This is a genomic window from Clostridium boliviensis (assembly GCF_033342255.1).
Taxonomy (GTDB): Bacteria; Bacillota; Clostridia; order Lachnospirales; family Lachnospiraceae; genus Lacrimispora; species Lacrimispora boliviensis.
The window spans coordinates 103,657-129,624 of sequence record NZ_JAWONS010000109.1 but is presented as its reverse complement, the minus strand read 5'-3'; the positions used below and the strand labels follow the sequence as shown (position 1 = coordinate 129,624).

Below are 25,968 nucleotides of genomic sequence, written 5' to 3'. Positions count from 1 at the left end.
GGAAATGTCTGTCAATCAGATTAGACCGGAATCATACTCCTACCTTTACCATGAGGAATCAGTAAAGGTGTCCCAAATATAGGATCTGTGGAAATCTCACACTCCAGATGAAAGACTTCTCTGACTGTTTCTTCAGTCATGACTACTTCCGGAGCTCCCTCTGCATATACCCTGCGATTGCTTAATGCAACCATATGATGACCGTAGCGGCAGGAAAGATTTAAATCGTGAAGAACCAGGACAATGGTACGTCCCTCTCTGGCATTCAGCTCATAAAGCAGATCCAGTACTTCAATCTGATGGGCAAGATCCAGATATGTGGTAGGTTCATCTAACAGCAGGTACTCCGTTCCCTGTGCAAGAGTCATTGCAATCCAGGCACGCTGTCGCTGACCGCCGGAAAGAGAATCCACGGTTCTGTCAGCAATACTTGCCACATTGGTATCTTCCATTGCCTTTCGCACCATTTCCTCGTCGTGTCTGGACCATTGTCCCATAAAATTCTGATGAGGGTATCTCCCCTGTCTTACCAGCTGGTAAACAGTCAGTCCCTCAGGGGCAGCTGGCCCCTGAGGCAATACCGCCAGTTTTCTCGCCACAGCCTTTGTGGACATTTTAAAAATATCCTGTCCGTCCAGAACCACATTTCCTTCTCCTGGCCTTAATAAACGGCACAGGGATTTTAACAGCGTTGACTTCCCGCAGCCGTTGCTTCCTACAAGTATGGTGATTTTTCCTTTTGGTATATGAAGATTTAAGTGTTCTATGATTAGCTGGTCTCCGTAGGACAGAGATAATTGATTGGTCAATAATTCATTCATGTATTTTCTCCTGTCAATTGGATTGATTGCGGCTTTGGTAAAGCTGATAAATGAAAAATGGGGCTCCTATTGCAGCTGTAAACACTCCTGCAGGCACATCAACTGGCAGAAATACCGTTCTGGCAATCGTATCGGAAATCAACAGGATCAGGGCACCGATCAGTGCCGAGGCAGGCAGCAGAAAGATGTGCTCAGCTCCCACCAGGCGCCGGCCCATATGAGGTGCGATAAGTCCGATAAATCCAATGGCGCCTACCACCGCTGCCGCGCCTCCTGATAAAGCAGCGCTGAGTAAAATAATAACTGCCCTGTGTCTTTGCAAATCTGCTCCAAGCCCCACTGACACCTGATCTCCCAGTCCCTGCACATCAATATGGCGGGCATAAGCCATAGAAACAAGAAAGCAAATAGAAAACCAGGTCAGGAGAAGGCGTACATCCTTCCAGTCTGCGCCATACACACTGCCAACCATCCATATATAAGCCTTATCCACTGCCGCATTTTTACTTTTGGAAAGCAGCAGTGTGGTAAGGGCACTTGTTACCGAAGAAACTCCAATTCCTGCCAGAATCAACCTTATGGGGGTAACCCCTTTTTTAAATGCCAGCACATAAACAAGTGCTGCCGCCGCAAGGGCTCCCAAAAACGTTGCCAGTGAAAGGAAAATGGTTCCTCCGTCCGGTAAAAAATTGAGAAATAAAACGGCAAAGAGACTTCCGCCTCCGGTGATACCAATTACATTAGGTGCTGCAAGAGGATTTCTTATGGTTCCCTGAAGCAGCGTTCCTGATACTCCTAGCGCCGCGCCTGCAAGAAGCGCAGTTGTAGCTCGCGGAAGCCGAATGGTTTCCAGAATCATTTTTACCTGACTCCCGGACTTTCCGAAAATCCCAAGAAGTACGGTTTCAGGTGAAAGAAACGAAGATCCGGCACAAACGCAGACCACATAGACTACGCTCAGTATTATGATTAAAGCCAAAAGCTTTTTTTGAGGGGCTGATCTCCCTTTCGCAACTACTGTTTTAAAAAATAATCTCATTGTCTGCCTTTTCCCCCTTTTCTCGCAATGTAAATAAAAAATGGTGCGCCAATGAGAGCTGTCATTACTCCTACCGGTGCCTCGGAAGGCATGACAATAAACCGGGCCAGAATATCTGCACATAACAAAAGAGCCGCTCCAAGTACTGCGCTGTAGGGAATAATCCATCTGTGATCCTGCCCAATAAGATTTCTTGACAAATGGGGAATTACCAGTCCCACAAAGCTGATGGAGCCTGCCGCTGCTACGGAACTGCCCGCCAATAATATAATCGAAACTCCCATCATGATTTTAACCAGCACGGTACGCTGTCCCAGTCCTTTTGCAACCTCATCCCCTGAAGATAAAATATTGACAGGAACCGAAAGCAGCAGAGCCAGAAGCATTCCTGCTGCCATATAGGGAATTACCATCATCTGTTGTTTCATATCACGGCCGGCAAAGCCGCCTGCAAGCCAGGACAAGGTATTGCGTATTCCTGATTCGCTTAAAACCAGAATTCCCTGGGTAAAGGAGGAAAAAAGTGCAGTAATGGCTGATCCTGCCAAAACGATTTTAACAGGCGTCAGTCCGTCTCTCCCTACCGATCCCAGTACGTATACGCAAACGGCAGAAAGAGCCGCACCAACAAAAGCCGCCCATAAAACGCCTTGCGCCGGCAGACTCCCTGCAAAGGAAGAAGCCAGCACAGCAAAAAAAACAGCGCCTGAATTGATACCCAGGATACTGGGGGAAGCCAGTGGGTTTCTGGTCAGCGCCTGAGTAAACGCACCAGAAACCCCTAAACTACCACCCACCAGCATGGCTGTGACCGCTCTTGGAAGCCTTGTATGTATAACAAGAATATGCTCCGTTAAACCAGGATCAAAATGAATAAAAGCCTGAACTACCTCATGAAGAGAAATGGAATAAGTACCAAGAGATACACTGGCCCCAAAGCAGAACACCATTCCTGCAAGAAGTCCGGTTAATACTGCTATTTTTTGTGTTTTTTTCCTCAGCCAAGCCATATGCCTATCTCCTTTTCTCTTATTCTACTCCGTAAAATGCATATACTTCCTCAAGCATATGCATGGCTGCCTGAGGGCCTCCGCCGCTGTTCCAGAATACAGAATTTACCGGATATACCCGATTATTTTTTACTGCTGATAAATTGGACCACAGTGGATTTGAAATCCATTTATCCCGGTTTGCCACATTTTCAGCCTCAGCCAAGTTGGTCTGATCAAAGATTAAATCTGCTTCCATCTGTGGAATCGCTTCCTCAGATTGCAGCATAACGCCCCACTCCGATTTCTTGTGGCTTTCCGGGCGTTCAATTCCCATGTCATCAAGCACGGTAGCAGCGAAGCCTGTATAAACGATACGTGCATGATCCGCACGGAAATCGATAACAGCTACCTTGGTATCCTTGATTTGATCTGCTGCCTTTTCTTTGAAATATGAGGTTTTTTCGTTCCATTTCGTTAAAAACGCTTTTTCCTCTTCTTCCTTGTTCAAAGCCTTCGCGCAGATATTTAACGTATCCTTCCACTGATAGACCTCTTTCACCATAACAGTGGGTGCAATTTCTGTGAGCTGGGAATATATTTTTTCATGACGGACCTTGGAAGCAATGATCAAATCCGGCTTTAACGCGATGATTTCCTCTAAGTTCGGCTGAGTCTCTATTCCTAAATTCACCACCCCATCCATCTCACCTCTTAAGTATTCATAAACTGGCTTTTCCGCCCAGGATTCTACTGCACCAAGAGGCTTTATGCCAAGGAGCAGAGCGCTGTCAGTTGCTCCCTGAAACAGTGTTACAACTCTTAGAGGGGTTCCCTCAATTTCTGTTGTTCCCATGGCATGCTCGATTACTCTGGCAGTCGCCTCTCCTGTTTTTTCTACAGTTGCAGTTTCTGCTGCCGTGCTCTTTGCACTCGTTCCATATGACCCGCAGCCGGATAAAAGGGCAGTAAGTACCATAAGTCCGGTAAAAAGTTTTATAAGTTTCAAAATTGTGCACTCCTTTTGTTCTTATTGATATCTTATTTCATTAGTTAGTGTTAACTAACTGATAAATATACTTGTACAGTTTAACATCTGATATGACTTATGTCAACACAGTGCAGTTGATATAAAATATCATTAAATAAAAAAGAAATGTCTTTGCTGATATATAACTATATCTAACAGAAACATTCCTTTTTTAACTTCTGATTAACCCGTACCTCACACAGATACGGTTCTATCAGTAATAAGGATAAACATACTCCTGTTCCGGTTTCTCCGCTGCCACCATATTTTCTGCATCAATGGTAGGATATCCGTCTTTTACTGACAGCTTTCCGGTAACCGTTACCCAGTCATTTTCTTTAAAGTTCAATCCTTTTGAATCATACGCCATCAGCCCCATAGGCGCCATATCAGCAGAACAGCACCACATAGACAGTCGGACCAGCGCGAATTCATTTTCCTGCCTGTTTTCCAGATCCAGAAAAACAAAACCCTTCATGGTAACTGTATATCCCTGGTATTTGTCCGCATGAGCTCCAAGCTCTGTCATCCACGCATAATAATCATCATCTGCAATGGTGATGGTTTTCGCATTCTCATCAATTCCGTTTAATTCGGCTCCCTTTAAAAGATCCGGTGACTGGGTTTGTGCCGGCTGAGTCTGCCCCTGCTGCCCGTCATCTGCATTCCCATCATAACCTGCACTGTAATCCGGCTGCTCTTCCTCTGTTTCATCTTCATAATAATCGTATCCGGCTGTTTCCTGTTCACTGGCACTTCCATAATCGATTCCTGACCCTTCCGAAGAAAAACCAGGTATACTGGAACTGGAATAATTCTTAATCGCCGCACTTCCTGCAGGAGGGGCTGGCGGTACTGTTAAAATCAGAATCGGGATTCCAAGAACCAGACAATGAAACAGCCGTCCCTTGTATTTGGGGCGAAATATTCTCCCTGCTCCCATGGCTGCCCACAGTACCATAAGTGCGGACAATCCATATAAATAAGGCTTCATTCTCGGCGTCACATAGGAGAGATAGCCGCCTGTAACAGTCAGCCGGAAAACCAGAATTCCAAAAATCAGATAACAGGCAGACTCAGTCAGTGCCTGAACATTGATTCCTTTTCCTTTCAGCTTCATATCCGGATCCCTCCGCTTCCAAGCAATGCAAACATACCCACTACACCAAAGCAAATCAGGAATGTTGTAACAAAAAGACGGACAATAAACTTTTTCTCAAATCCGCCAAGAAGCATTGCTCCATTTTTCAAATCAATCATGGGACCGAACACCAGAAACCCCATCAGCGCCCCTGTGGGGAAAACACCTGCCATGGTTCTTGCCACCACCGCATCGGATGAGGAACACAAAGACAGGATAAATGCCATTGCCATCATAAATGCCACCGAACCCAGAATTGGAATTCCAGCTCCAGACCGCGTCATCCCCGGCCAGACTTCCTGCAATACAGTGGATACAAAAATACCAGTAAGCAGATATTTACCAACTGTGAAAAATTCATTCTGGGCGTGACGCATCATGAGAAAAAAACGGGAAGCTTTCGTCTCATCTGACGCAGGGATCTCATAATCTCCGTACGTTTCTCCCCCCTGTATGGACGGATCCGCTAACAGAATCTTGGAGGATGGGGATACAAGATAAGTAAGACCAGTCAAAACTGCGCATAAAATCCCCAGACCGCATCTGGCTGCAATGATCTTAATGTTTCCATTAAAGGCATACCAGGTAGATAAAATCACCACCGGATTAATTACCGGGGAAACCAGCATAAAGGTAACTGCTGCAGACAGCGGGACTCCCTTTTTTACCAGACCTTTAAACACCGGTACGGAAGCGCAGTCGCAAACCGGAAGACAAAATCCGGCCGCAATGGCAAAAAACTGCCCAAGGACAACATTCTTTGGGAACTTACTCCTGATCCAGTCTGCAGGCACATAAACCTGTATGGCGGAGGAAAGCAGCACTCCGATAACAAGAAAGGGCACCGCCTGTAAAAACACACCCAGAAACAACGTGACAAATGATCCTAAAAAGGAATTTGCAACCAGATAACTAATTGCGACAGCTGCAGCCAAAAGCAGCAGCATCTGGGATTTCACTTTATACCGGAACATATATTTCTTAATACGGTCCCATTTCCCTTCTGTAAATACACGGATATCGGGATTGATACGAAAAAGCGCCTGGGCACTCTGCTCCGCCTTTTTCTCATCCTCTGTTCTTAAATATGCCATATCACTGGCTGAGATCTGGGACATGGAAATCAGTCCGGAGTCTGTGATCCGGTGCTTCAGTTCCTTTTCTTCTCCCACATAAACAACCTTTTCCACATTCATTGCCGGCTTCATGTGAAACTGGAGAAACATCTCCTCAAATTTGTGAAAATGCTCCATTCCATTCCACTCAATCAAGATTAAATCGGCCGGATCAGCCAGAATCTCTTCGCAAATCGAATCAGCCACAAAAAACGGTGACTCTTCTATTTCTGCTTTAGAATAATAAAGGGAGCGCACGCCTTCCCCTTCTGCAAGGGGTGTGTCGCCCCGTTCAAATTGAATCACAAGGACTTCCTGTTCAGAAAGCTCTTCCTGGATTAACCGGTTTATCAGCGTTGTCTTTCCGGAATCAAGAAATCCCGTAATTACCCATGCAGGAACCACCATGCGTTATTCTCCTTTAAACAATGTTATAATCTGCTGCTGCTTTATTCCTGTTCCTATGAAACACACACTGTTTCCATCTCCCCTGCAATTTTGAATCTTAAGCATACCGGGTATGTAATGAAAAGAAATACTTCCCTCAGGACCTTTCACAATCCCTTTTCCTCTGAGAATCATTCCGTCTGCCTGCAAGGTTACCCTGTTGATTTTCGCCTTCAGTGCGGCCTCCGTCAGAAACTCATCACACTCAAAGGTAACGGATGAAAAGATCTCTCTGGCAAAATGAAACAGGGGACGCACAGCAGATTCTCCCTTTCCGCCGAAACGGATCTTCCGGTTCAAAGCGGCAGGCTTTTTTAGTTCTTCCTGTAAGGTCTCCGCCAAAGTTACCCTTTTTCCCTCACGAAATATCTCTGCAGGAATGCTGTCCCAGAAATCCGCTTCAATTCTGGCTTCGGGATTCAGTTTCCTGATTTTACCCATGATGTCTTCTGTCTCTCCTGCGCTTTCGCTTATATGGCTTAAAAGAATTAAATCACCGAACTGAATCTGGTTGATAAACACTTCTCCGAAATTTTCCCTGTATTTATCGAAATTCATCACATCCACCACAGTGATGCAGCGGCAGATATTCACAATGTCCTTCCGATTCATGCACGCTTTAATAATATCCGACAGCCGTCCGGCGCCGGACGGCTCCACCAAAATCACATCAGGCTCGTATTCTTCTGCAATCTGTCCCATGGCACTGTTAAAATCTCCGGTCAGACTGCAGCAGATGCACCCTGAATTTAAGCTGGTCACAGTTAAACTGTCACTCTTTAAAAGCTCCGCATCGATTCCGGCATCACCGAAATCATTTTCAATTACTACAACCTTCCGGTTCTGAAAAACAGCGGGGACCATCGTCTGAATCAATGTGGTCTTACCTGCCCCCAGAAAGCCGGATATGATATACAAATCTATCATCTTATCTACTCCTTATCGTGACCTAGCCTTTCACTCCGAGCAGCTTCTTTCCAATAAATATAAGCAGAAGAAAAACGACCCCCACTAAAACAATGGTTCCTCCCGGTTTTAACCCCAGATAATATGCGGCAAAAAGACCGATTATCATAAATATCACATCAAAACCAATGGCATAAAGAACCGTCTGCCTGTAATTTTTTGAAAACTGCATGGAACAGGCTGTGGGAATTACCATCATGGAAGAAACAATTAACGCTCCTACGGTTCTGGCCGCAATAGAGACTGTAACCGCTGTTAACACGGTAAATATAAAATTCACTATTTTCACCGGAACTCCGGCAAGTCTGGCACTCCTCTCATCAAGAGCGATATAAAACAGCTCTTTATAAAGGAGTAAAAACAGCAGAAGGACCGTTAAGGACACTCCAATAACCAGAAACATCTCCATATCGCTGATTGCTACAATACTGCCAAACAAAAAGCTGTTAAAATTGGCAGAATTCCTCACAAAACCGGAAAGCACGCCTGCCAGACCTATTCCTGCAGACATTATAATCGCAATGGACATTTCCGAATAACGGGGTAATTTTCTTCGTATTGCCTCAATTCCAAGGGCTGCCATAATACAGGCAGCCACTGCTCCGGCCACAGGGTTGATTCCCATTATAAGCCCAAATGCCACTCCAGCAAGGGAGGTATGGGACAGTGCATCCCCGATCATGGAAAGCCTTTTTAATACAATCACGACACCAATACAGGGAATCACCATTGCCAGTAAAATTCCAACTACAAAGGCTTTCTGCATAAAAGCATAATTAAAGATCTCCATCACAGTCAGCCTCCCCCTGAGTTGTTATTTGTCTCATCACGCCGTTCTCCAGGCGGAAGATGGTATCCGCCAGTCCAGCCAGCCGTTTCCGGTCATGTGTTACCATAAAAACAGTCATATGATCATCGCGATTGAAATTCTTTATCAGGCGGTAGAACTCTTCCGTATTCTTTTCATCCACACCGGTGGTCGGCTCGTCAAGAATCAGAAGCCGGGGCCTGTTAACCAGGGCTTTCGCCAGCAAAACCCGCTGCTGCTGTCCGCCTGAAAGCTTTCCGATCAGGCGCTTTCTGTATGATTCCATTCCCACCTCGCAAAGAGCTTCCGTCACTTTTTCCTTCTCTTTTTTTCCTGCGAAACGAAACAGCCCGATCTGGCTGTATAAATTTGCCTGAATGATCTCCTCAACGGAGGCCGGAAAGTCCTTGTAGGTATCCATTCCGTTCTGGGGAACATAGCCCACTTCCTTCCAGTCACAAAACTGACGGATGTCCTTTCCCAGCAGCTTAAAGCTTCCTTCCTCTCCGGTTAAAGACAGTTCTCCCAAAAGTATCCGGATCAGCGTACTCTTACCTGCTCCATTATCACCGGTGAGTGCTGCAAACCCGCCTTGGGGAACGGTTAAATCTACTCCGTTTAAAACCTGTGTTCCTCCATAGGAAAATGTCAATCCTTTCATTTCAATCGCGTTCACATGTTTACTCCTGTCCTTTTTATTCCAGCGCTTCCTTTAATACGGTGAGATTCTTCTCCATAACAGAAAAATAATCGTCCCCATTTTTTAACTGTTCGTCAGTCAGTCCTTCTAAAGGATTTAAAACCTCTGTTTTTGCGCCGGTTTCTTTTGCTATGGTCTCCGCCACTTTCGGGCTGACCAGATCTTCAAAGAATATGGTTTTCACCTTGTTTTCCTTTACAAAGTCTATGACTTCGGCCATTCTTGCAGGATCCGGCTCTGAATCCGGTGTCAGTCCCTCAATGCCCATCTGAGTCAGTCCATAAGCATCGCAAAGATATCCGAATGCCTCATGTGCAACTACCACCGACTTGTTTGGCAGCGGAGACAAGGTGTCTTTAAATTTCTTGTCCAGCTCATCAAATTTACCGGCATAGGTTTCATAATTAGCCTGGTAGTATGCTTCATTCTCAGGATCTGCCTTTACAAAAGCATCCTTAATATTTTCCATCTCTTTCTTCGCATTAACCGGGCTCAGCCATACATGAGGATCAAACTCTCCGTGCTCATGTTCCTCACTTTCAGCTTCCTGGCTTTCACCCTCCTCATGTTCGTGCCCCTTCATCAAAGTGATTCCCGAAGATGCCTCTGCAACAGTCAGATTCTTATTTTTAAGAGTTTTTAACACAGCCTCTGCCCAATGCTCCATTCCGGCTCCGCTGTATACAAATACATCGGCTTTCTCCAGATTTGTGATATCTTTCGTCGCTGGTTCCCAGTCATGAGGCTCTGTTCCTGCCGGTACCATATTGGTAACATCTACTTTATCGCCGCCTATTTTTACGGCAAAATCATACATCGGATAAAAGCTTGCCATTGCAGTCAGTTTCCCGCTGTCCTGTGCTTCATTTTTTTGTCCGCAGCCTGATAACAGTGCTGCAGAAACTGCAGCTGTAAAAAAAACTGCTTTCATTATATTTTTTTTATTCATGATTAAAATCCTCCGGTTCTCTCTTTATTCGTCAGTGCCATATGTTTTCCGAATTCAATTATCCATACGGACCTTTAAATCCACCAGAGAAACCGGACGTAAAAAAAGTCCTGCAATATAGGGTACAATTCTATAATTTGTAATCTGAAAGGATATGAAGACTGCAGCAGCAGTTCCAATCGCCTCAGAAATTACGCTGATTGCCGAAATACAAACCTCAATCTCCTGACAAACTCTGCAGTGACTGCCTGTACACTCATGAGAGAGGTGGGTGAATACAAAAAACGATGAGGAAAAAAAGACCACAGTGAGAATCACTGCTGTCATAAGTGCTGCCCATTGTCTGAAATTAAATCTGCCTTTCATGATAAACCTTCCTTTTAGTCCGTTTACTGCTGACACCCGCTGCAATAGCCGTAAAGCACCATATGCTTCTGGTCCAGCTTAAATCCATGATCATCATGGATGTGGCGGTAAAATTCATCCAGCCTGGAGCATTCTAAAGGAATCATGGAGCCGCATTTTAAGCAGACAAGCTTTCCTACATTCCTGTTAATTTCGTCACCAATATACCGAAACTGAGCCTTTGATCCATCAACAGACGGTATTTTCACAACCACACCATCCTCACACAGGCGCTCCAAAGCACGGTAAACCGTAGTCTGCCCCACCTGAATTCCATCCCTGCGAAGACTATCCATAAATTCTTCCACTGTACAAAATATATCTTTTTGTTTTTTTAAGCAGCTGACAATCATCTCCTGCTGCCTGGTCCGGTATCTTCCACGTTCTGCCATATTCATCCCCTATTTTCGAAATCAGAAATCATTTTCATATTATAGCACTCTCTCTTGAAATGTCAAGATGAATATGAAAATAGTTCTCTGTTTCTTATGATAAAATTCTTCATTTCCCTCATCTGGCTCTTGACAACAGGTTTTTAAACTGGTATTATGTTCATAAATTTAGAAATATTTTACTTTTTGAACAAGAAGGAGGAGGTTATGCAAGCAATCATCCTGGCTGCCGGCATGGGACGGCGACTGAAACAGTTAACCGAGCATCAACCCAAATGTATGGTGCCCGTCAACAAAATTCCATTAATTGAACGAATGTTAAAGCAGCTGGATCAATATCAGCTGGAGAAAATCATTCTTGTAACCGGTCACAAGGGAGAACTGCTTAAGTCCTTTGTAGAATCCCTTTCCCTTACTACTCCCGTTGTATTTATCGATAATCCGGTTTTTGAAACCACCAATAATATCTATTCCCTTTATTTAGCCAAGGATTATCTCCTGAAAGACGACACTCTGCTCCTGGAATCCGACTTAATATTTGAGCAGGAGGTTCTGACCCAGATTATAACGGATTCCCGTCCCAATCTGGCTCTTACTGCCCCCTTTGAAAGCTGGATGGATGGTACGGTTGTACTCATAGACCAGCAGGATAATATTATGAAGTTTTTAACGAGAAAAGACTTTCGGTTTGAAGACATCCATTCTTACTATAAAACGGTTAATATATACAAATTCAGCCAGAGCTTTTCTTCCACCCATTATGTTCCTTTCTTAGAGGCATACAGTAAGGCGTTAGGAAATAATGCCTACTATGAACAGGTGCTGAAGGTTATATCCCTTCTGGATGATCACGATTTAAAAGCCTCCCGTCTGGAAAATGGATTCTGGTATGAAATCGATGACGAACAGGACTTAGATATTGCTGAATCCATTTTTACAGACTCCCAGAGCAGACTAAAACGCCTTTCTGAGCGGTACGGGGGATACTGGCGCTATCCGGGACTGTTAGATTTCTGCTATCTGGTGAACCCCTATTTTCCCAACAACCGTCTCATGGGAGAAATCAAAGCCAGTTTCGAAATTCTTACCACCAGCTATCCTTCGGGGCTGGATATTAACAATCTCCTTGCAGCAAAATCCCTGGGACTGGATAAAAACCAGGTATTGACAGGAAATGGAGCTACAGAGCTGATCAAACCCCTTCTTCGAAGCTTTAACAAGCCGGTAGGTGTCCTTCGCCCTTCCTTTTCGGAATACGAAAACTGTACAGACCAGGCAATCCCTTTTACCATTTCTTCCAGAGATTTTTCTTATAATGCTCAGGATGTTATGGATTTTTATAGCGGCGAGGACATTGATGCCCTAGTTTTGGTAAATCCGGATAATCCAACCGGAAATTACATAAAAAAAGAAGATGTACTGCAGCTTATCGGGTTCTGCAAAGAGAAAAACGCTCTGCTGATACTGGATGAATCGTTTCTGGATTTTTCAGACCAGGAAGAATCGCCGTCCTTTATGACGCCAGAGCTGTTAAATGCCAACCGGAATCTGGTGCTGATTAAAAGCATCTCTAAATCCTATGGTGTACCAGGATTACGGCTTGGAATCATGGCCTGTGCTGATCCGGACATCATCGGTCTTGTACGCAGTGAGCTTCCCATCTGGAACATTAACTCACTTGCAGAATATTTTCTTCAGATATTTGAAAAGTATCAGGGAGATTATTGCAGTGCTTTAAGACAGTTTCGTGAAACCAGAGCTGAGATGTATGGCATGTTAAGCTCGATCCGACAGCTGACCCTTTACCCTTCCCAGGCAAATTTTATACTCTGCGAAGTAAAAGACGGCTGTTCTGCCCAGCAGATTGCGGAGCTGCTTTTAAACCGTTACAACATTCTTGTAAAGGATCTCTCTCACAAACCTGGAATGGAAGGCAGAGAATGCATACGAATCGCAGTGAGATCCAAAGAGGATAACCGGCGTCTATGCGACGCACTAAAACATATATTACGTTAATATCAGGAGGTAATGAGAATGAATGCACAGGAAACAGCAAACGAAACATGGAAACAGATCTGGGTTAGAAAAGGAAAGGCTGAAGGAAATGACTTACTTGCATTTGACGGCTATGAGGCAACTCAGGTTGATATGAAAGAGGTAGCCCGTCAGATTACAAAACGCCTGGATATTCAAAAAGGTGACAAAGTGCTGGAAGTAGGCTGCGGTGCAGGTGCCCTTGCTCAATACTTAGACTGCGACTATACAGGTATGGATTATTCCCACACACTGGTCAAAAAGCATATCGAGATCCTTAACAATTCCGTATTGACCGGAGAAGCTGCAGATCTGCCATTTAAAGATCATTCCTTTGACAAGGTAATCTGCTATGGAGTTTATCTCTACTTTGATAATAAGGAATATGCAAAGAAAGCCACCAGCGAGCTGCTCCGTGTCGCCAGAAAAAGTGTTCTCATCGGGGAACTGCCAATTCGTTCCCACCGCAAAGAACATCTTCTTTTCACAAAGGATGAATTTGAGGGCTGGGAAATCAGTGATGGTTTTTATGATCCCTACAGAAATGACCGTTTTAATGCGATTTACCGTTACACGCTATAATATAGAAGAAACAGTTACACAGGGCCTGTCGGAATGGCAGGTTCTGTGTAACTGTGTTTTTGTACTTTCTTAGGGTGTTACTCTGTTTAAATCCCTTGGAAACAGTGAAGAATGGCGCACATTCTCCTGGTCAAGCAATCTGCTTGTAAAACGTTCCAGACCCAGACCCAGACCTCCATGAGGTGGCATGCCGTATCGGTGCATCATCAGATAGCTTTCAAATAAATCCGGATTCATTCCCCTGCTTTTCAGTTTATTTAACTGTTTCTCATAAGAATGTATCCGCTGACCTCCGGTGGTTATTTCAAGACCTTTAAACAGCAAGTCAAAGCTATCCGTTTCTTCTGGGTTCTCTTTGCTGTCCATGGCATAAAAAGGCCTTTTCCTGCTGGGGTAATGAGTGACAAATACAAAGTCACTTCCAGTTTCTTCTTTCATTAATTGAGAAAGAAATTTCTCTTCTTCCGGCTCAAAATCATCAAAGTCCGTAATTGGTCTGTTAAATTTCTTAGAAATCAGTTCCTTTGCCTCCATGAATTTAATTGCAGGAATTCTCTCTATATACGGCAGGTTTACATTTAAAATCTCCCGTTCCTCTTCATAACAGGATTCCAGCACCTCCATCACATGACGAAGCATCCTTGTCTCCATTTCCATTATATCTTCAAAGCTCCTGATATATCCCATTTCAAAATCTACACTTATATATTCATTTAAGTGTCTGGAAGTATCATGCTTTTCAGCACGAAATACTGGTGCAATCTCAAAAACCCGTTCATAGACTCCCACCATCATCTGCTTATAAAACTGAGGACTTTGAGCCAGATATGCCTCCTTACCAAAATAATCAAAACGGAAGATATTGGCTCCTCCTTCGGCACCTGTATGAACAATTTTCGGAGAATGGATCTCTGTAAAATTCTCTTGCTTCAGAAACTCACGGATCCCCAGGGTAATTCCCTCCTGTAATAAAAATATGGCCCGTTCTCTTTCATTACGCAACGTCACCGGTCTGTAATTCAGGAGATTTTCCTGGGAAGTATCCACCCGTTTGTTATTAATAACAATGGGAATCTGCTGATCCGGTTTTGACAAGACTTCCATATCTAACAGCTGCAGCTCAAAACCTGTTTTAGACCGTACTTTAATACCAGTATGCCTGCAAGGCAGATAATTAAAACAATGATCCTATTATTAAAGAAAATTATAAGTTTACCATGAGAATAGCCGTCATAATCCCCGTCATTCACTATGGTTTTCCCAGTAAAAATGAGGTTTTTGTGGTATTTGACACAGTTTTAGTTAAACTGCGAAACTCTTTTTTCACTAATTAAGTCACTTACCACGAGATAAACTCAGGAGGAATTCAGCATGAAGAAATTTAAAGACTTCAGCATTACAAGGAAGCTGCTTACAGCTTTCATCAGTATGATTGCGATCATACTTTTGGTGGGCATTGTTGGAATTTTTGGAATGATCAAAATCAACAATCTGGATACATATTTATATGAAAACCGTACAGCTCCTTTTCGTGAACTGATTGCCGCTACCAACAGCCTTAATCAGATACGTTCTGATTCCCTCGGAATAATCGCTTATGCCGGAAATGCTAAGGAACTGGAAGTACTGGAACAGAATTATACGTTACACAAGGATACGTTACTAAAAAACCTGGATCTTTATAGGACTACTATGGAAAGCCAAAATACGATTATGATTATGGACGAAATAAAACAGGTTTTCACCGAGACCTATGCACCCGCAATAGAAAAATCAATTGCTGAAACAAAACAGGGGAATACCAAGGAAGCACTGGCCATATTAACCAATCAGGAGAATAGTATCAACAAGATATTTGAAGACTTTGATAAGTTGATTGACAACCGTTTACAGTCTGCTCAGGAGACCAGCCACAGTAATGATATGACTGCCGGCATTCTCACCGTAGTTCTCATTATTTTTGTTTCAGCAGGAACCGCCGCTGCCATTTATTTAAGTCTGAAAATATCCCGTATGATCAGCACGCCTATCAGCCAGGTGGTTGAAGCAGCTAAGAAGATAGCACTTGGACACGTGGATGTTGATTTAAATGAAATCAATTCCAAGGACGAGACCGGACAGCTTGCAATTGCCTTTAATGAAATGCTGGACGGAATCCGCAAGCAGGTATTAGCTGCTGAGAAGATCAGTAATGGTGATTTCACCCAGGAAGTGCCACTTCGTTCCAAAGACGATATCCTTGGACTTGCACTCCGCAAGATTGAAAACGATTTAAATAAAACCCTTCTTCTTATCAGTACAGCTGCCGAACAGGTCAATACAGGTGCTGAGCAGGTATCCTCAGCAGCTCAGGCCCTGGCTTCCGGTTCCACCGAACAGGCTGCCACTGTAGAAGAACTGAATGCATCAATTGCCACTGTAGCCACTCAGGCAGACCAGAATGCAACCAATGTACGTCTTGCAGCCGGTTATGTACACCAGACCGGTGAAGGCGTGGAAGAAAGCAATAATCACATGAAGAACTTAAATGGTGCCATGGAACGCATCAGCACTGCTTCTGAGAAAATATCCAATATTACAAAAGTAATTGAAGACATCGCATTCCAGACAAACATTCTTGCATTAAATGCTGCAATCGAAGCTGCCCGTGCAGGAAATGCAGGAAAGGGATTTGCTGTAGTTGCTGATGAAGTCAGAAATCTGGCAACTAAATCTGCAGAGGCTGCACAAGAGACCGCGACCCTTATTATGCACTCAGTAGAAGCCGTATCAGAAGGCGGACATATGGCAGGAGAAGCTGCAAGAATTCTCCGTGAAGTATCTGAAAAATCCAAGCTGGTTGAACAGGCCATTCAGGAAATCGAGAATGCTTCTTCACAGCAGGTAACTGCAATTGAAGAGATTAACCAGGGACTTTCCCAGGTATCATCCGTTGTCCAGACCAACGCAGCAACTGCAGAAGAAAGTTCTGCCTCCAGTGAAGAGCTGGCAGCACAGTCTGTGACTCTTCAGCAGGCAGTCGGTAAGTTTAAACTAAAAGGTGATCAGTCAGCTTCCACTTATGATCCGTGGGACACATCAGTTCCGGCAGTCATGAACAGATCTGAAAAATATTAATTTACATAAAAAGCAGGGAAGGACTCCAGAACCGGATTTCCTTCCCTGCTTTCTCCTATAACTGCATATTCAAAGTTTCATCATACCATTCCAGACAAAGAGCCGTCCATTTCTCCCAGGCTTCTTCCTGCTGACGCTTAAGCTCTTCATAGGCCGAAGCATCACTCCATTCCATTGCTGACCAGATTTCCTGGGATTCCTGCCAATCCTTAAGCAGCTTCTCACAAGCGTAAGTAAGCTCCTCCACCAGTTCCCCGGCCTTCATAAGACGCTCCGTCACCGGTCCCATTTTCCAATCCACATAGGCTTCCTCACTGGATATTTCCTTCAGGCGGTGTCTTTCCGCCTTTGGAACCGCCCTGATCCCGGCAATCAGTGCCTGTTCTTCTACCCGCATCTGCGCTGCAATCCCCTCTTTGCTGCCCCTCCTTTTCCGTTCCAGATAGTGAGCATATCCAAAGGGATAATAAAAAACAGACTGGTCTTCAAAAATCAGAATCGATTCCGCTACCCGGTCAAGAAAATACCGGTCATGGGATACGAACAAAATTGTACCGGTAAAAGCAGAAAACGCAGATTCAAGGGTTTCCTTTGCCTGTATATCCATGTGATTGGTAGGCTCGTCCAATATCAGAAAATTTGGTCTGCTCTGCAAAAGCTCCGCCAGAACCAGCCTTGCCTTCTCTCCCCCTGAAAGAACGTCCACACGTTTGCTGGCTTCCTTTCCTCCGAATAAATAAGCCCCAAGAATGCTTCGAACCTCTTTTTCTGTTAATGCAGGAAACAAATCATGAAAATGATCCGCAACGCTCTTCTCAGAAAGAAGCTGGGAGGACTGCTGATCAAAATATCCGATGGTAATGTGATTGCCCAGTGAATACTCCCCGGTCAATCCTGGAATCAGACCTGCGGCAGTCTTTAAAAGAGTACTTTTCCCTGCTCCGTTTGCCCCAAGAATTCCTATTTTTTGTCCTCTTCGAATCCGCAGACTAAGCTCTGCAAGCGGCTTTTCATAACCAATTTTTAAATGCTCTGCTTCAAACACCCATTTACTCCCCAGAATAGCCGGCTCCAGCGGCTCTACAAACAGATGAACTTCATCTTCCACCGGTTTTTCCACCGGAACCAGCCGCTCAGCTGCCTTTCGTTTAGACCTGGCAAATGCGGCTTTATTGGGTTTGTGCTTGAATCGTTCCACCAGGTCATTTAATCTTTTTTTCTCTTCCTGCTGCATCTCATAGGCTTTCGTCTGGAGCCGTATTCTTTTTCTCTTTTCCGCCCTGAACTGGGTGTAGCTGCCTGTATAGCGGGTCAGGGTTTTACCTGAAAGCTCATATATCACTGAAACAGTCTGATCCAGAAAAAAGCGGTCATGGGATACCATAACCACCGCTTTTTTATATCCGGATAAATACTCCTCCAGCCACTGGACTGTCTGAATATCCAGATGATTGGTAGGTTCGTCCAGCAGTAATATATCTGGTTTCAGGAGAAGATGTCTGATCAGCGCAATCTTCGTCTGCTCTCCTCCTGAAAATTCTGAAATTTTTTTCTTTTTATCCGATTTTAAAAATCCAAATCCGGTAAACAGTCTGTCATATTCCTGTTCGTATTCAAACCGTTCCTGTGAAAAATCATCCGAAAAAGAGCAGGAAGAGAAGATCTCTTCCTCTACCGTACGCTCATTTTCTTCCGATGCCTGCTGCTTTAAATATCCTGTTGTTAATTTTCTCGCAGCATTAATTCCTGAATTCTGCCGCTTATCGTCACGGTCCAGTTCCAGTTCTCCTGCAATTAGCTTTAAAAGGGTGGTCTTTCCGGCTCCGTTGCTTCCTACAACCGCAATTTTTTCATTGCCGCGTATTTCGAAATTTATATGGGACAGGATGACGTTTCCTCCTGCAGAAACGGTTCCTTCTATAATCTGGTACAGCATAACTGACTTCCTCAATTGTTCTTTTTGTCTTATTCTATCACAAAATCGGAATAATACAAGCTGTCCTTAAAGAGAGACATGGGTTTTCGCATGGGCTTTCCTGTCCCTGATGGATTTTAATACAGGAACCAGAAAGGTGGCGATGAGACCGCCTGCAAAACCATTGTTATAAAGATTCAATCCTCCGTAAACGATACCTACATTAAGTGCCGCTGAGGAATGCAGAAAACCTGCAAGAATTCCGGCCCCCACTCCAAATTCACCCGCGATGGGTGCCAGTGTGGTGGAAAGAAGAAGGGCCAGCTGAGCACTGGGATCTGTAATGCTCCAATTTTTCAAATATCCTCCAATAATGACGCCAATCATAATGGGCAGTATATTACGGGTATGCTTTCCCGTTGCGCTGAAACCTACAATGGTAAAAATCCCTCCTATAGTAGGACCATTTAAATCACCTCTTACAATAAGGACCAACAGCGTTGAAACTATACCATTAATTCCCATGTTAAACAGTGTGGGGGCAAATCCTTCGCTCTTCACATAATCAGTTCCGCTGATTCCATAGGATTTTAAGATCTCCAGATATCTTGTCCACACCTGTTTGGATATAAAGAATGAAAATACGATCATCCCAAAAAATAAAGCGATGAGCAGTCTGGCAAATAACACATTCTGCCCGGTTGACCAGATAAGACGTGCCTTTATTTCAATCCCAAAGGATTTCATAAGTGACACAATTATGGTAGCAATAATTCCGCAGGAAAAGCCCACATTATAAAGAGAATATCCCTGATGAGCATAATGCGTGTGTGTAGAAAGAGGCGGAAGCACAAAGCCAATGCTTATACCTACAAAAAAACTTAAAACCAACCGGAGTCCAAGGGGCAGATTTCCGATCTGCATGATCTGGGTAATAACCGGAGATAAACAGGTTCCGTAAAACCCAACATAAATATAACGAGTTATGGATGTTTTGTGATAATAAGAATATAAACAGATTCCCATCATGATAGCCCATATGTTTAAGATATTCTTCCCAAACAATGAAAAGCCAAACATGAGAAAGCTAGAGGTAATGGTATGACCGCTCATATCCATCCCCAGAAAATAAACGATTGCAATGCTCAATAACGTTAATACACCTGCATTAATAAATGCAGCTCCAATGCCTCCAATGGCAATGTAATCCGTAATCAGGAAATCCGGCTCCTGTACGATCGTGATGATTCCCCTCCAGATTTCATCAAACGGCTGCAGTAAAAATCCTGCAACAATAAAATAAATCGGCACCAGGGCAAGAATCTGGAATTTGGCCCGTCTCGAAAGCGGTCCATAAGTTCTGAATCTGACTGAAAGTTGTCCTGTCATGTCGTTTCGTTTTCCTCTCCTATATTTAGTTTTCGTAACAATGATATCTTATCATTTCAGAAAAAAAGGTTCAACTATTTTTTAATTCCAAAACTATTTTTTATAAATATTTTATAACTTTAGGAAAAGTGCCTGGAGTTGTTTCTTTGAACATTGAAATATAAAGTATAAATTGGTTAATCTAACCAAACATTCTAATTTTTACGTTATTTTATTTACAAAGTCTTTCTCATCTGATATTATGACTAATATAGAAACAATTCTTTCATATAACACAAATATCCGACTTTTCTGTGACATTTATGACTTCACCAGGCTGATTCTCAACCAAAGTTAAATCCAGACGACAGTAATTCACACAAAATCATTGAAAAATTAAAGGAGGGCGCAAATAATATTTATATCGTATGTAGGTAAGTGTATCAATCAGTAATATCAAACAGGAGGGGTTAAAATGAATGAATTAAGCAAAAAGGTCTTGTCGATTATTTTCGCTTTAGCAATGTGTTTTTCGAGTATATTTACCAGTACCTCATTTGCAGCTACCGATTACTGGCAGAATTATACTGACGGAGGCGGTTCCGTTAATATGGTGAATGGTTCTGGAGGTAATTTCAGTGTAAGCTGGACAAACTGTGGTAATTTCGTAGTTGGTAAAGGATGGGGTGCCGGAAGTCCATCCAGAATCGTGAATTATAACGCTGGTGCTTTCTCTCCATCCGGCAACAGTTATTTAACGTTCTATGGCTGGACAAGGAATTCCCTGATTGAATATTATGTGGTTGACAGCTGGGGAACCTACAGACCAACCGGAACCTATAAAGGAACCGTATATAGCGATGGTGCCAATTATGATATCTATACAACCATGCGTTACAACGCTCCTTCCATTGATGGTTATCAGACATTTCCGCAGTACTGGAGTGTCAGACAGTCAAAGAGACCGACTGGAAGCAATGCTCAGATTAACTTTGGAAATCATGCGAATGCATGGAGAAGCAAAGGGATGAACTTAGGTAATTCCTGGTCCTATCAGGCATTCTGCGTAGAAGGATATCAGAGCAGCGGGTATGCTAATGTAACAGTCTGGTAATTCGGACTGTATTTTAAGAAACCATTTATCAAATGCACTTACCTACATACTATTTAAATATTATATGATCAGACAGAGAAAGGGACTTGTCTATGAGGAAGAAGCTGATCTTGCTTTTAATCGCTGCAATGATCGCCTCCTGCGGATGTTCCAAAAAGGAACAGGATCGTTTTGTGCTGGTGGAAGGCAGGGCTGCAATTGCGGCATCAACCGACAGGGTCCAGGAAGAACCGGCAATCCATGACTTTTACATCGGTAAATATGAAGTAACACAAGAGGAATGGACTGAGGTGATGGGAAATAATCCTTCCGCTTTTAAAGGCAGTGATCTGCCGGTAGAATCTGTAAGCTGGTATGACAGCATCGAATACTGCAACAAGAGAAGTGAAAAGGAGGGTCTTAACCCCTATTATAAGATTGATAAAAAAAACCGTGATCCGGAGAATATCTGTGATTATGATGATATTCGTTGGACCGTAACTGTTTCAGAAGGCGCCAATGGATACCGCCTGCCCACAGAAGCCGAGTGGACTTACGCAGCCGGCGGAGGAACAGAAAGCCGGAATTTTACATACAGCGGCAGCTCTGATGAAGAAGAAGCTGTGTGGTATTGGAGAAATGCCGGAAACAAGTATCTGAAGGGTGACTGGTACTGGCCTGACATCGAGGCCAATCTAACGAAAACCCACCCCGTTGGCAAGAAGAAAGCCAATGAGCTGGGTATCTATGATATGTCCGGAAATGTTCGGGAATGGTGTTTTGAATGGTATCAGGATGCAAAGATTCCAATGGGCTTTTACCGGGTATGGAAAGGGGGCGGCTGGGTCGGAGATATTACCAGCTGTCAGATATCCTACCGTGGTAAATTCGAACCAAATGGCAGAGGCGCAGATATGGGGATCCGTGTATGCAGGGACAGATAACCCTAAATATATAATTTATATGAGACCGGTCTTTCGTCCGGTCTCATACTCATATTTCAGTAATCCTCTGACAGCCCCGCCTCTAAGGAAAGCCTTGCCGCCTTTACTGCATGAATTTTCGTAGTATCAAATACAGGCAGATCCACATCTTTCTGCTGAATTAAAAGTCCAATTTCCGTACAGCCTAAAATAACTCCCTGGGCCCCTCGGTTCTTTAAGCTATCAATGATACGAAAATACGCTTCCTTCGATGTTTCCAAAACAGTGCCAAGACATAATTCGTCATAAATAATACTGTTTACTACCTCAATATCCTTCGCTTCAGGAATTAGAACGGTAATACCTGCATTTTCCAGCTTTTCTTTATAAAACTCCTGAGTCATGGTATATTTCGTCCCCAGCAAAGCTACTGTTGTAATATGATTCTTTTTTAGTTCCTCTGCCGTCACTTCTGCAATGTGTATAATCGGAATATTAATTCTCTTTTGAATCTGGGGCACCACTTTATGCATGGTATTTGTGCCAATTAGAAGAAAGTCAGCTCCTGCTCTTTCAAGAGCTTCTGCAGCCGCGGATAAAATATTCCCGCTTTTCTCCCAGTCATCTTCCGCCTGACAGCGCTCAATTTCAGAAAAATCCACGCTGTATAAAAGTATCTTCGCTGAATGAAGTCCCCCCAGTTCCTGCTTTATCGTCTCATTCATAATCTGATAATATAAACTTGATTTTAAAAGTATTTGCTGTACTCCCCTTCCGGAACAGGGTTTTCCAAACCTAATACTCTCGGCCACAAACCGGTATCTGCCGTAATAAAGCCCATTACCATCCCCATGTGGGTATGTAAATGCCGAAACTGCGCTAATATCAGCGTTAGTCTGCTGTATTCGCAGCCCATGGTCTTATCCGTTAATTCATCATCAGTCAATTTCAAAAGATAATACGTAATCTTACGGCTGATTTCATCAAAATAGTCATTGATCTCTTCTCTTGTAAGCCGTTTAACCGATACCGTATCCAGATTATTTAAATCCTTTTCATGAATATCCGGTTCCACATATTCTTTATCCCTGGGATTGATAAACCACAGATCCAGAGAATGAAGCATGTGGTAAATATGTTTCCAGCAAGGCATTTGACAATATTCCTTATTCCATAATTCATCAGTAACACAATCAATCACATTCTTTACTTCCCATAACGCCCGTTTCGTCTGTTCTGTTATTATTTCAGTCATTGCAGTCTCTTTTTCTACCACCCTGCCTGCCATCGGATGTCCTTCATGAAACTGAACCAGATCCCACAAATTCCCGTACAGATCTTCAAACACTGCAACGATACCGTAATCCTGGACCTTAGGCTCCCGGATAAAAGTAATCCCCAGATCTTTCATCTCTTCATAGTCTCTGTGAAAATCATCCGTTCCCAAAAAAAGGAACACCCTTCCTCCAGCCTGATTGCCGATAAATGGCTCCTGTTCCTGTTTTGAGGCTTTTGCAAGTAAAACTGTGGATCCATAAGCAGCGGGCGGAGAAACCACAACCCAGCGCTTATCCTGTTCTGGCTGATATGTGTCTTCTATTAATATAAAATGAAGCTTTTTAGTATAAAAATCAATAGCTTCATCATAATCCCTTACAACCAATGCAATGTGTACCAATGCCTGTGTCATGTGATTTTCTCCTTTTTTTATAACTGTAAAGGTTTTCCCTCTTTATCAAAATGCTTTCTTAATGCAATTTCTGTAGGAATTATAGAACCAATCAGAATAATCGTCTGTACGATTATAACCAGTGTGCCGAAATTACCAACTGTATCTGTCCCCTTTCCGAAGACAGCCAGCATTGCAATAAATGACGGAACAAGCATGCAACAGCCCACCATCTGCCAGACCTTGCCGCAATGATGATGTGCAAACTCCCAGGTATCCTTATTTTTCATGGACATTGTAGTTCTGTATCCTGCCAGATCGTTTATTTCTTTTGGCGGTTTTTTTCTAAAAAGATAACCAATTACAATCATTATAAGTGGAAGCAGCAATTCCATTGCTGTCATAAAAATCCAAAAAGCCATATGTTTCACTCCTGTCTGATGGACACCAATTGTTTATAAAGCGCCTCGGTTTTTCCCCGCGTCTGATCATTTAACACATGCAGACCTTCCTCAGTTTCAATTATTATGAAAGGGGGCCTGGAGGCATCTATGTACACGTGGGCAGTTTCCGTTCCTGCACGAAATCTTCCTTTCAATATAGAGCCCAAATCAGATCCATTCTCCTTTGTTAATTCATAAGGCAGAGATTCTTCCAGCTTTATATTTTTTATCCCTTTAAGCGGTATGGTCTCACCATTAGAGGAAGATATCTTCAGCGAATCTCCTGCGATTGTGAAAACAGGCGGCAACGATGCCTGGTATAAAGTAATACTAACCAACAATAAAACCGGCGACAATACAATACTGATTCCGGCAATTATAAAAAGCGTCTGCTTCTTATTTTTTTCATCATCTTTTTGTTTCTCATACCCCCTTCTATAACAGTGGGTATTTGTAAAATACATGGTAAATCCAATGTCTGCTATCATAAAAATAAAATAGAAAATGAAATATGGGGTACGATAGATGCTTTCTAATGGAATGATAAACAATCCCGCCGTAGCGAAAAGAATAAGCAATAAAGAAACTCCAGTTGTACGGCACAGCTTTTTAGCATTGTATTTTTCCTTTTCCTCCTGGCTTGACGTATTATACCCTGCTATGAGGAACGATCCATGTCCTGTCAATAAAACAACAGACAAAACTAACAGCAGTATAAATATAATCCAAACAGCAACCATTATACCAACCTCCTGTTCCATTGCCATAATATATTTGAAAACAAATGGAACTATTTATTATCAGGATAGTACAAATAGCAAATAAGATCAAGTAATTTGACCACTTTATTTTAACCTGCAGTTATATTTTTCCGTATCAGATTAATCTATACTCAGTTGAAGTATCATTCCAGATCTGATACCATTACATTATTAAACTTCTTGATAGAACAGGAGGACAGACCAATGCCATTAAACATCGTTATTCGGGAAAAAAGAAAAGAGACCGGTCTTACACAGGAAGAAATAGCCGATTATTTAGGAGTCTCTGCCCCTGCTGTCAGCAAATGGGAAAAAGCTTGCTCTGCAAAGAGATTATGGATGTCATTCACAGCAAAGGATTTGAAACAGGTTTACTCTTAACTATGGAAAAAGTTCGTGAATATCCGACCTGCGGCCATTTTATTCACACTGCTGCACTGTTGTTATACGGTGTCATGCTGATGACAGGTATGAGTAACGTAGAAAAAAAGAAGTATTGCAGTCAGATTATCTCCCTTTATATGCAGGCCGCCAGATATGGAGATGAACAAACCCGCAGCCAGGCAAATTTTATGCTGGCCACCATCTATATAAAAAACGGTGATTATGAAAAGGCACAGAAGCTGTTAGATTTGCTGCCAGAGCGTAACGCCATAGACAAGCTGCCTCTTTTAGCTGAACTTATGATTCAACAGGGGAAATCAGATACGGCTGGAAAACTGATAGAACAAAGACTTCTTATGGCAAACCAGGAGATTCAGCTATTATTAATGAAATTATCGGACATTGCTATAAAGGAGGGAAAGCCTCAGAATGCAGCAGAAATTTCTAAACGGTCTTCCAAACTGGCAGAGATGTTTGGGATGCAAGAATATGATACTTACGCAGCTCCCCTTCAAACTGCCATTGACCAGAGAGATGTTCCAAAAAGCATATCCCTCTTAAAATCTATGCTGTCCTCCCTTCTTCACCCCATGGATCTTGACAACTCCGTACTTTTCCAGCACATTTCAATGCCGATCCATACAAAAGATGTCCGTAATAATATGATTAAAATCATACTCGGGGAACTTGAAGACGACCATAAGTATTCTTATCTTCATTCAAGTGAAGAGTTTGAACAATTAATGCACAAATTCAGATCTGTGAAGTGAGGCAGATTTAAGCCGATGTATTATCCTATTATTTACGTGCAATACTATAATTTGATACAAATTGTATCGAAATTAATTATTTACATTGAGTTTTTATTTTTTTGTGT

General features: G+C 43.0%; 25 protein-coding genes and 1 pseudogene. 7 read left to right on the top strand and 19 right to left on the bottom strand.

The window, feature by feature from the left end; genetic code table 11:
- Positions 1-20: 20 nt before the first annotated feature.
- The 12 genes from RZO55_RS07125 to RZO55_RS07070 form a co-directional block, all read right to left on the bottom strand.
- Positions 21-821, bottom strand: a complete 801-nt coding sequence (locus RZO55_RS07125) for an ABC transporter ATP-binding protein (protein WP_318063588.1) — start codon at positions 819-821, stop codon at positions 21-23.
- Positions 822-834: 13 nt separating this feature from the next.
- Complete coding sequence (locus RZO55_RS07120) at positions 835-1,860, bottom strand: FecCD family ABC transporter permease (protein ID WP_318063587.1); 1,026 nt, start codon at positions 1,858-1,860, stop codon at positions 835-837.
- On the bottom strand, positions 1,857-2,870 hold the full coding sequence (locus tag RZO55_RS07115; protein WP_318063586.1) for a FecCD family ABC transporter permease: 1,014 nt from the start codon (positions 2,868-2,870) through the stop codon (positions 1,857-1,859). The genes RZO55_RS07120 and RZO55_RS07115 overlap by 4 nt, the downstream gene beginning before the upstream one ends.
- Before the next feature lie 19 nt (positions 2,871-2,889).
- Entirely contained in the window at positions 2,890-3,858 is a 969-nt protein-coding gene (locus RZO55_RS07110) for an ABC transporter substrate-binding protein (protein ID WP_318063585.1), read from the bottom strand.
- Positions 3,859-4,093: 235 nt separating this feature from the next.
- Positions 4,094-4,999 (bottom strand): TIGR03943 family putative permease subunit, encoded by a 906-nt coding sequence (locus tag RZO55_RS07105; protein WP_318063584.1) that lies wholly within the window; start codon positions 4,997-4,999, stop codon positions 4,094-4,096.
- On the bottom strand, positions 4,996-6,543 hold the full coding sequence (locus RZO55_RS07100; RefSeq protein WP_318063583.1) for a permease: 1,548 nt from the start codon (positions 6,541-6,543) through the stop codon (positions 4,996-4,998). The genes RZO55_RS07105 and RZO55_RS07100 overlap by 4 nt, the downstream gene beginning before the upstream one ends.
- A gap of 3 nt (positions 6,544-6,546) precedes the next feature.
- Positions 6,547-7,509 (bottom strand): CobW family GTP-binding protein, encoded by a 963-nt coding sequence (locus tag RZO55_RS07095; protein ID WP_318063582.1) that lies wholly within the window; start codon positions 7,507-7,509, stop codon positions 6,547-6,549.
- Positions 7,510-7,531: 22 nt separating this feature from the next.
- The gene (locus RZO55_RS07090; protein ID WP_318063581.1) at positions 7,532-8,338 is read right to left on the bottom strand and encodes a metal ABC transporter permease; all 807 of its coding nucleotides are present in this window, start codon (positions 8,336-8,338) and stop codon (positions 7,532-7,534) included.
- Positions 8,325-9,032: a metal ABC transporter ATP-binding protein gene (locus RZO55_RS07085; protein ID WP_318063580.1), complete on the bottom strand. Its 708-nt coding sequence runs from the start codon at positions 9,030-9,032 to the stop codon at positions 8,325-8,327. The genes RZO55_RS07090 and RZO55_RS07085 overlap by 14 nt, the downstream gene beginning before the upstream one ends.
- Positions 9,033-9,051: 19 nt before the next feature.
- A complete protein-coding gene (locus RZO55_RS07080) occupies positions 9,052-10,005 on the bottom strand; it encodes a metal ABC transporter substrate-binding protein (RefSeq protein WP_318063579.1) in 954 nt (317 codons plus the stop codon).
- Positions 10,006-10,059: 54 nt separating this feature from the next.
- Positions 10,060-10,371: an AraC family transcriptional regulator gene (locus tag RZO55_RS07075; protein WP_318063578.1), complete on the bottom strand. Its 312-nt coding sequence runs from the start codon at positions 10,369-10,371 to the stop codon at positions 10,060-10,062.
- Between the two features lie 23 nt (positions 10,372-10,394).
- On the bottom strand, positions 10,395-10,802 hold the full coding sequence (locus RZO55_RS07070; RefSeq protein ID WP_318063577.1) for a Fur family transcriptional regulator: 408 nt from the start codon (positions 10,800-10,802) through the stop codon (positions 10,395-10,397).
- Between the two features lie 207 nt (positions 10,803-11,009).
- Here RZO55_RS07070 and RZO55_RS07065 point away from each other — a divergent pair, with 207 nt between their 5' ends.
- On the top strand, positions 11,010-12,818 hold the full coding sequence (locus RZO55_RS07065) for an aminotransferase class I/II-fold pyridoxal phosphate-dependent enzyme (protein WP_318063576.1): 1,809 nt from the start codon (positions 11,010-11,012) through the stop codon (positions 12,816-12,818).
- An 18-nt stretch (positions 12,819-12,836) separates the two neighbouring features.
- A complete protein-coding gene (locus RZO55_RS07060; protein WP_318063575.1) occupies positions 12,837-13,418 on the top strand; it encodes a class I SAM-dependent methyltransferase in 582 nt (193 codons plus the stop codon).
- A 69-nt stretch (positions 13,419-13,487) separates the two neighbouring features.
- Here RZO55_RS07060 and aspS read toward each other — a convergent pair whose 3' ends face one another.
- A complete protein-coding gene (gene aspS, locus RZO55_RS07055; protein WP_336624277.1) occupies positions 13,488-14,567 on the bottom strand; it encodes an aspartate--tRNA(Asn) ligase in 1,080 nt (359 codons plus the stop codon).
- Positions 14,568-14,789: 222 nt separating this feature from the next.
- Between aspS and RZO55_RS07050 the strand changes: the two genes are divergently transcribed.
- A complete protein-coding gene (locus RZO55_RS07050; protein ID WP_318063573.1) occupies positions 14,790-16,535 on the top strand; it encodes a methyl-accepting chemotaxis protein in 1,746 nt (581 codons plus the stop codon).
- 55 nt (positions 16,536-16,590) lie between these two features.
- Here the strand turns inward: RZO55_RS07050 and RZO55_RS07045 are convergent, their stop codons facing one another.
- Positions 16,591-18,471: an ABC-F family ATP-binding cassette domain-containing protein gene (locus tag RZO55_RS07045; protein ID WP_318063572.1), complete on the bottom strand. Its 1,881-nt coding sequence runs from the start codon at positions 18,469-18,471 to the stop codon at positions 16,591-16,593.
- Positions 18,472-18,537: 66 nt separating this feature from the next.
- Positions 18,538-19,839 carry a DUF1576 domain-containing protein gene (locus RZO55_RS07040; RefSeq protein WP_318063571.1) on the bottom strand — a complete coding sequence of 434 codons (1,302 nt, stop codon included), beginning with the start codon at positions 19,837-19,839 and terminating at the stop codon, positions 18,538-18,540.
- 454 nt (positions 19,840-20,293) lie between these two features.
- On the opposite strand from RZO55_RS07040, the gene xynA reads away from it, so the two are divergent.
- Both xynA and RZO55_RS07030 read left to right on the top strand, forming a co-directional pair.
- Positions 20,294-20,932, top strand: coding sequence for an endo-1,4-beta-xylanase XynA (gene xynA / locus RZO55_RS07035; RefSeq protein ID WP_318063570.1), 639 nt, complete (start codon positions 20,294-20,296; stop codon positions 20,930-20,932).
- A 92-nt stretch (positions 20,933-21,024) separates the two neighbouring features.
- A complete protein-coding gene (locus RZO55_RS07030; RefSeq protein WP_318063569.1) occupies positions 21,025-21,855 on the top strand; it encodes a formylglycine-generating enzyme family protein in 831 nt (276 codons plus the stop codon).
- 56 nt (positions 21,856-21,911) lie between these two features.
- Here RZO55_RS07030 and RZO55_RS07025 read toward each other — a convergent pair whose 3' ends face one another.
- From RZO55_RS07025 to RZO55_RS07010, 4 genes and pseudogenes are all read right to left on the bottom strand, one after another.
- Positions 21,912-22,592 carry an aspartate/glutamate racemase family protein gene (locus RZO55_RS07025; RefSeq protein ID WP_318063720.1) on the bottom strand — a complete coding sequence of 227 codons (681 nt, stop codon included), beginning with the start codon at positions 22,590-22,592 and terminating at the stop codon, positions 21,912-21,914.
- 515 nt (positions 22,593-23,107) lie between these two features.
- Positions 23,108-23,524: pseudogene (locus RZO55_RS07020) on the bottom strand (VOC family protein); the annotation flags it as partial.
- A 17-nt stretch (positions 23,525-23,541) separates the two neighbouring features.
- On the bottom strand, positions 23,542-23,925 hold the full coding sequence (locus tag RZO55_RS07015; RefSeq protein WP_318063568.1) for an SdpI family protein: 384 nt from the start codon (positions 23,923-23,925) through the stop codon (positions 23,542-23,544).
- 5 nt (positions 23,926-23,930) lie between these two features.
- Complete coding sequence (locus RZO55_RS07010) at positions 23,931-24,686, bottom strand: DUF3784 domain-containing protein (RefSeq protein ID WP_318063567.1); 756 nt, start codon at positions 24,684-24,686, stop codon at positions 23,931-23,933.
- Positions 24,687-24,911: 225 nt separating this feature from the next.
- On the opposite strand from RZO55_RS07010, the gene RZO55_RS07005 reads away from it, so the two are divergent.
- Both RZO55_RS07005 and RZO55_RS07000 read left to right on the top strand, forming a co-directional pair.
- Entirely contained in the window at positions 24,912-25,088 is a 177-nt protein-coding gene (locus tag RZO55_RS07005; RefSeq protein WP_318063565.1) for a helix-turn-helix domain-containing protein, read from the top strand.
- 2 nt (positions 25,089-25,090) lie between these two features.
- Positions 25,091-25,861 (top strand): tetratricopeptide repeat protein, encoded by a 771-nt coding sequence (locus tag RZO55_RS07000; RefSeq protein ID WP_318063564.1) that lies wholly within the window; start codon positions 25,091-25,093, stop codon positions 25,859-25,861.
- Positions 25,862-25,968: the final 107 nt, after the last annotated feature.

Coding starts and splice junctions, on each gene's coding strand:
- RZO55_RS07095 (WP_318063582.1), bottom strand. CDS start 7,509: ATGATAGATTTGTATATCATATCCGGCTTTCTGGGGGCAGGTAAGACC.
- RZO55_RS07010 (WP_318063567.1), bottom strand. CDS start 24,686: ATGGTTGCTGTTTGGATTATATTTATACTGCTGTTAGTTTTGTCTGTT.
- RZO55_RS07070 (WP_318063577.1), bottom strand. CDS start 10,802: ATGGCAGAACGTGGAAGATACCGGACCAGGCAGCAGGAGATGATTGTC.
- RZO55_RS07050 (WP_318063573.1), top strand. CDS start 14,790: ATGAAGAAATTTAAAGACTTCAGCATTACAAGGAAGCTGCTTACAGCT.
- RZO55_RS07090 (WP_318063581.1), bottom strand. CDS start 8,338: ATGGAGATCTTTAATTATGCTTTTATGCAGAAAGCCTTTGTAGTTGGA.
- RZO55_RS07115 (WP_318063586.1), bottom strand. CDS start 2,870: ATGGCTTGGCTGAGGAAAAAAACACAAAAAATAGCAGTATTAACCGGA.
- RZO55_RS07120 (WP_318063587.1), bottom strand. CDS start 1,860: ATGAGATTATTTTTTAAAACAGTAGTTGCGAAAGGGAGATCAGCCCCT.
- RZO55_RS07045 (WP_318063572.1), bottom strand. CDS start 18,471: ATGCTGTACCAGATTATAGAAGGAACCGTTTCTGCAGGAGGAAACGTC.
- RZO55_RS07005 (WP_318063565.1), top strand. CDS start 24,912: ATGCCATTAAACATCGTTATTCGGGAAAAAAGAAAAGAGACCGGTCTT.
- RZO55_RS07075 (WP_318063578.1), bottom strand. CDS start 10,371: ATGAAAGGCAGATTTAATTTCAGACAATGGGCAGCACTTATGACAGCA.
- RZO55_RS07060 (WP_318063575.1), top strand. CDS start 12,837: ATGAATGCACAGGAAACAGCAAACGAAACATGGAAACAGATCTGGGTT.
- RZO55_RS07125 (WP_318063588.1), bottom strand. CDS start 821: ATGAATGAATTATTGACCAATCAATTATCTCTGTCCTACGGAGACCAG.
- RZO55_RS07105 (WP_318063584.1), bottom strand. CDS start 4,999: ATGAAGCTGAAAGGAAAAGGAATCAATGTTCAGGCACTGACTGAGTCT.
- RZO55_RS07065 (WP_318063576.1), top strand. CDS start 11,010: ATGCAAGCAATCATCCTGGCTGCCGGCATGGGACGGCGACTGAAACAG.
- RZO55_RS07000 (WP_318063564.1), top strand. CDS start 25,091: ATGGAAAAAGTTCGTGAATATCCGACCTGCGGCCATTTTATTCACACT.
- xynA (WP_318063570.1), top strand. CDS start 20,294: ATGAATGAATTAAGCAAAAAGGTCTTGTCGATTATTTTCGCTTTAGCA.
- RZO55_RS07015 (WP_318063568.1), bottom strand. CDS start 23,925: ATGGCTTTTTGGATTTTTATGACAGCAATGGAATTGCTGCTTCCACTT.
- RZO55_RS07040 (WP_318063571.1), bottom strand. CDS start 19,839: ATGACAGGACAACTTTCAGTCAGATTCAGAACTTATGGACCGCTTTCG.
- RZO55_RS07100 (WP_318063583.1), bottom strand. CDS start 6,543: ATGGTGGTTCCTGCATGGGTAATTACGGGATTTCTTGATTCCGGAAAG.
- RZO55_RS07080 (WP_318063579.1), bottom strand. CDS start 10,005: ATGAATAAAAAAAATATAATGAAAGCAGTTTTTTTTACAGCTGCAGTT.
- RZO55_RS07030 (WP_318063569.1), top strand. CDS start 21,025: ATGAGGAAGAAGCTGATCTTGCTTTTAATCGCTGCAATGATCGCCTCC.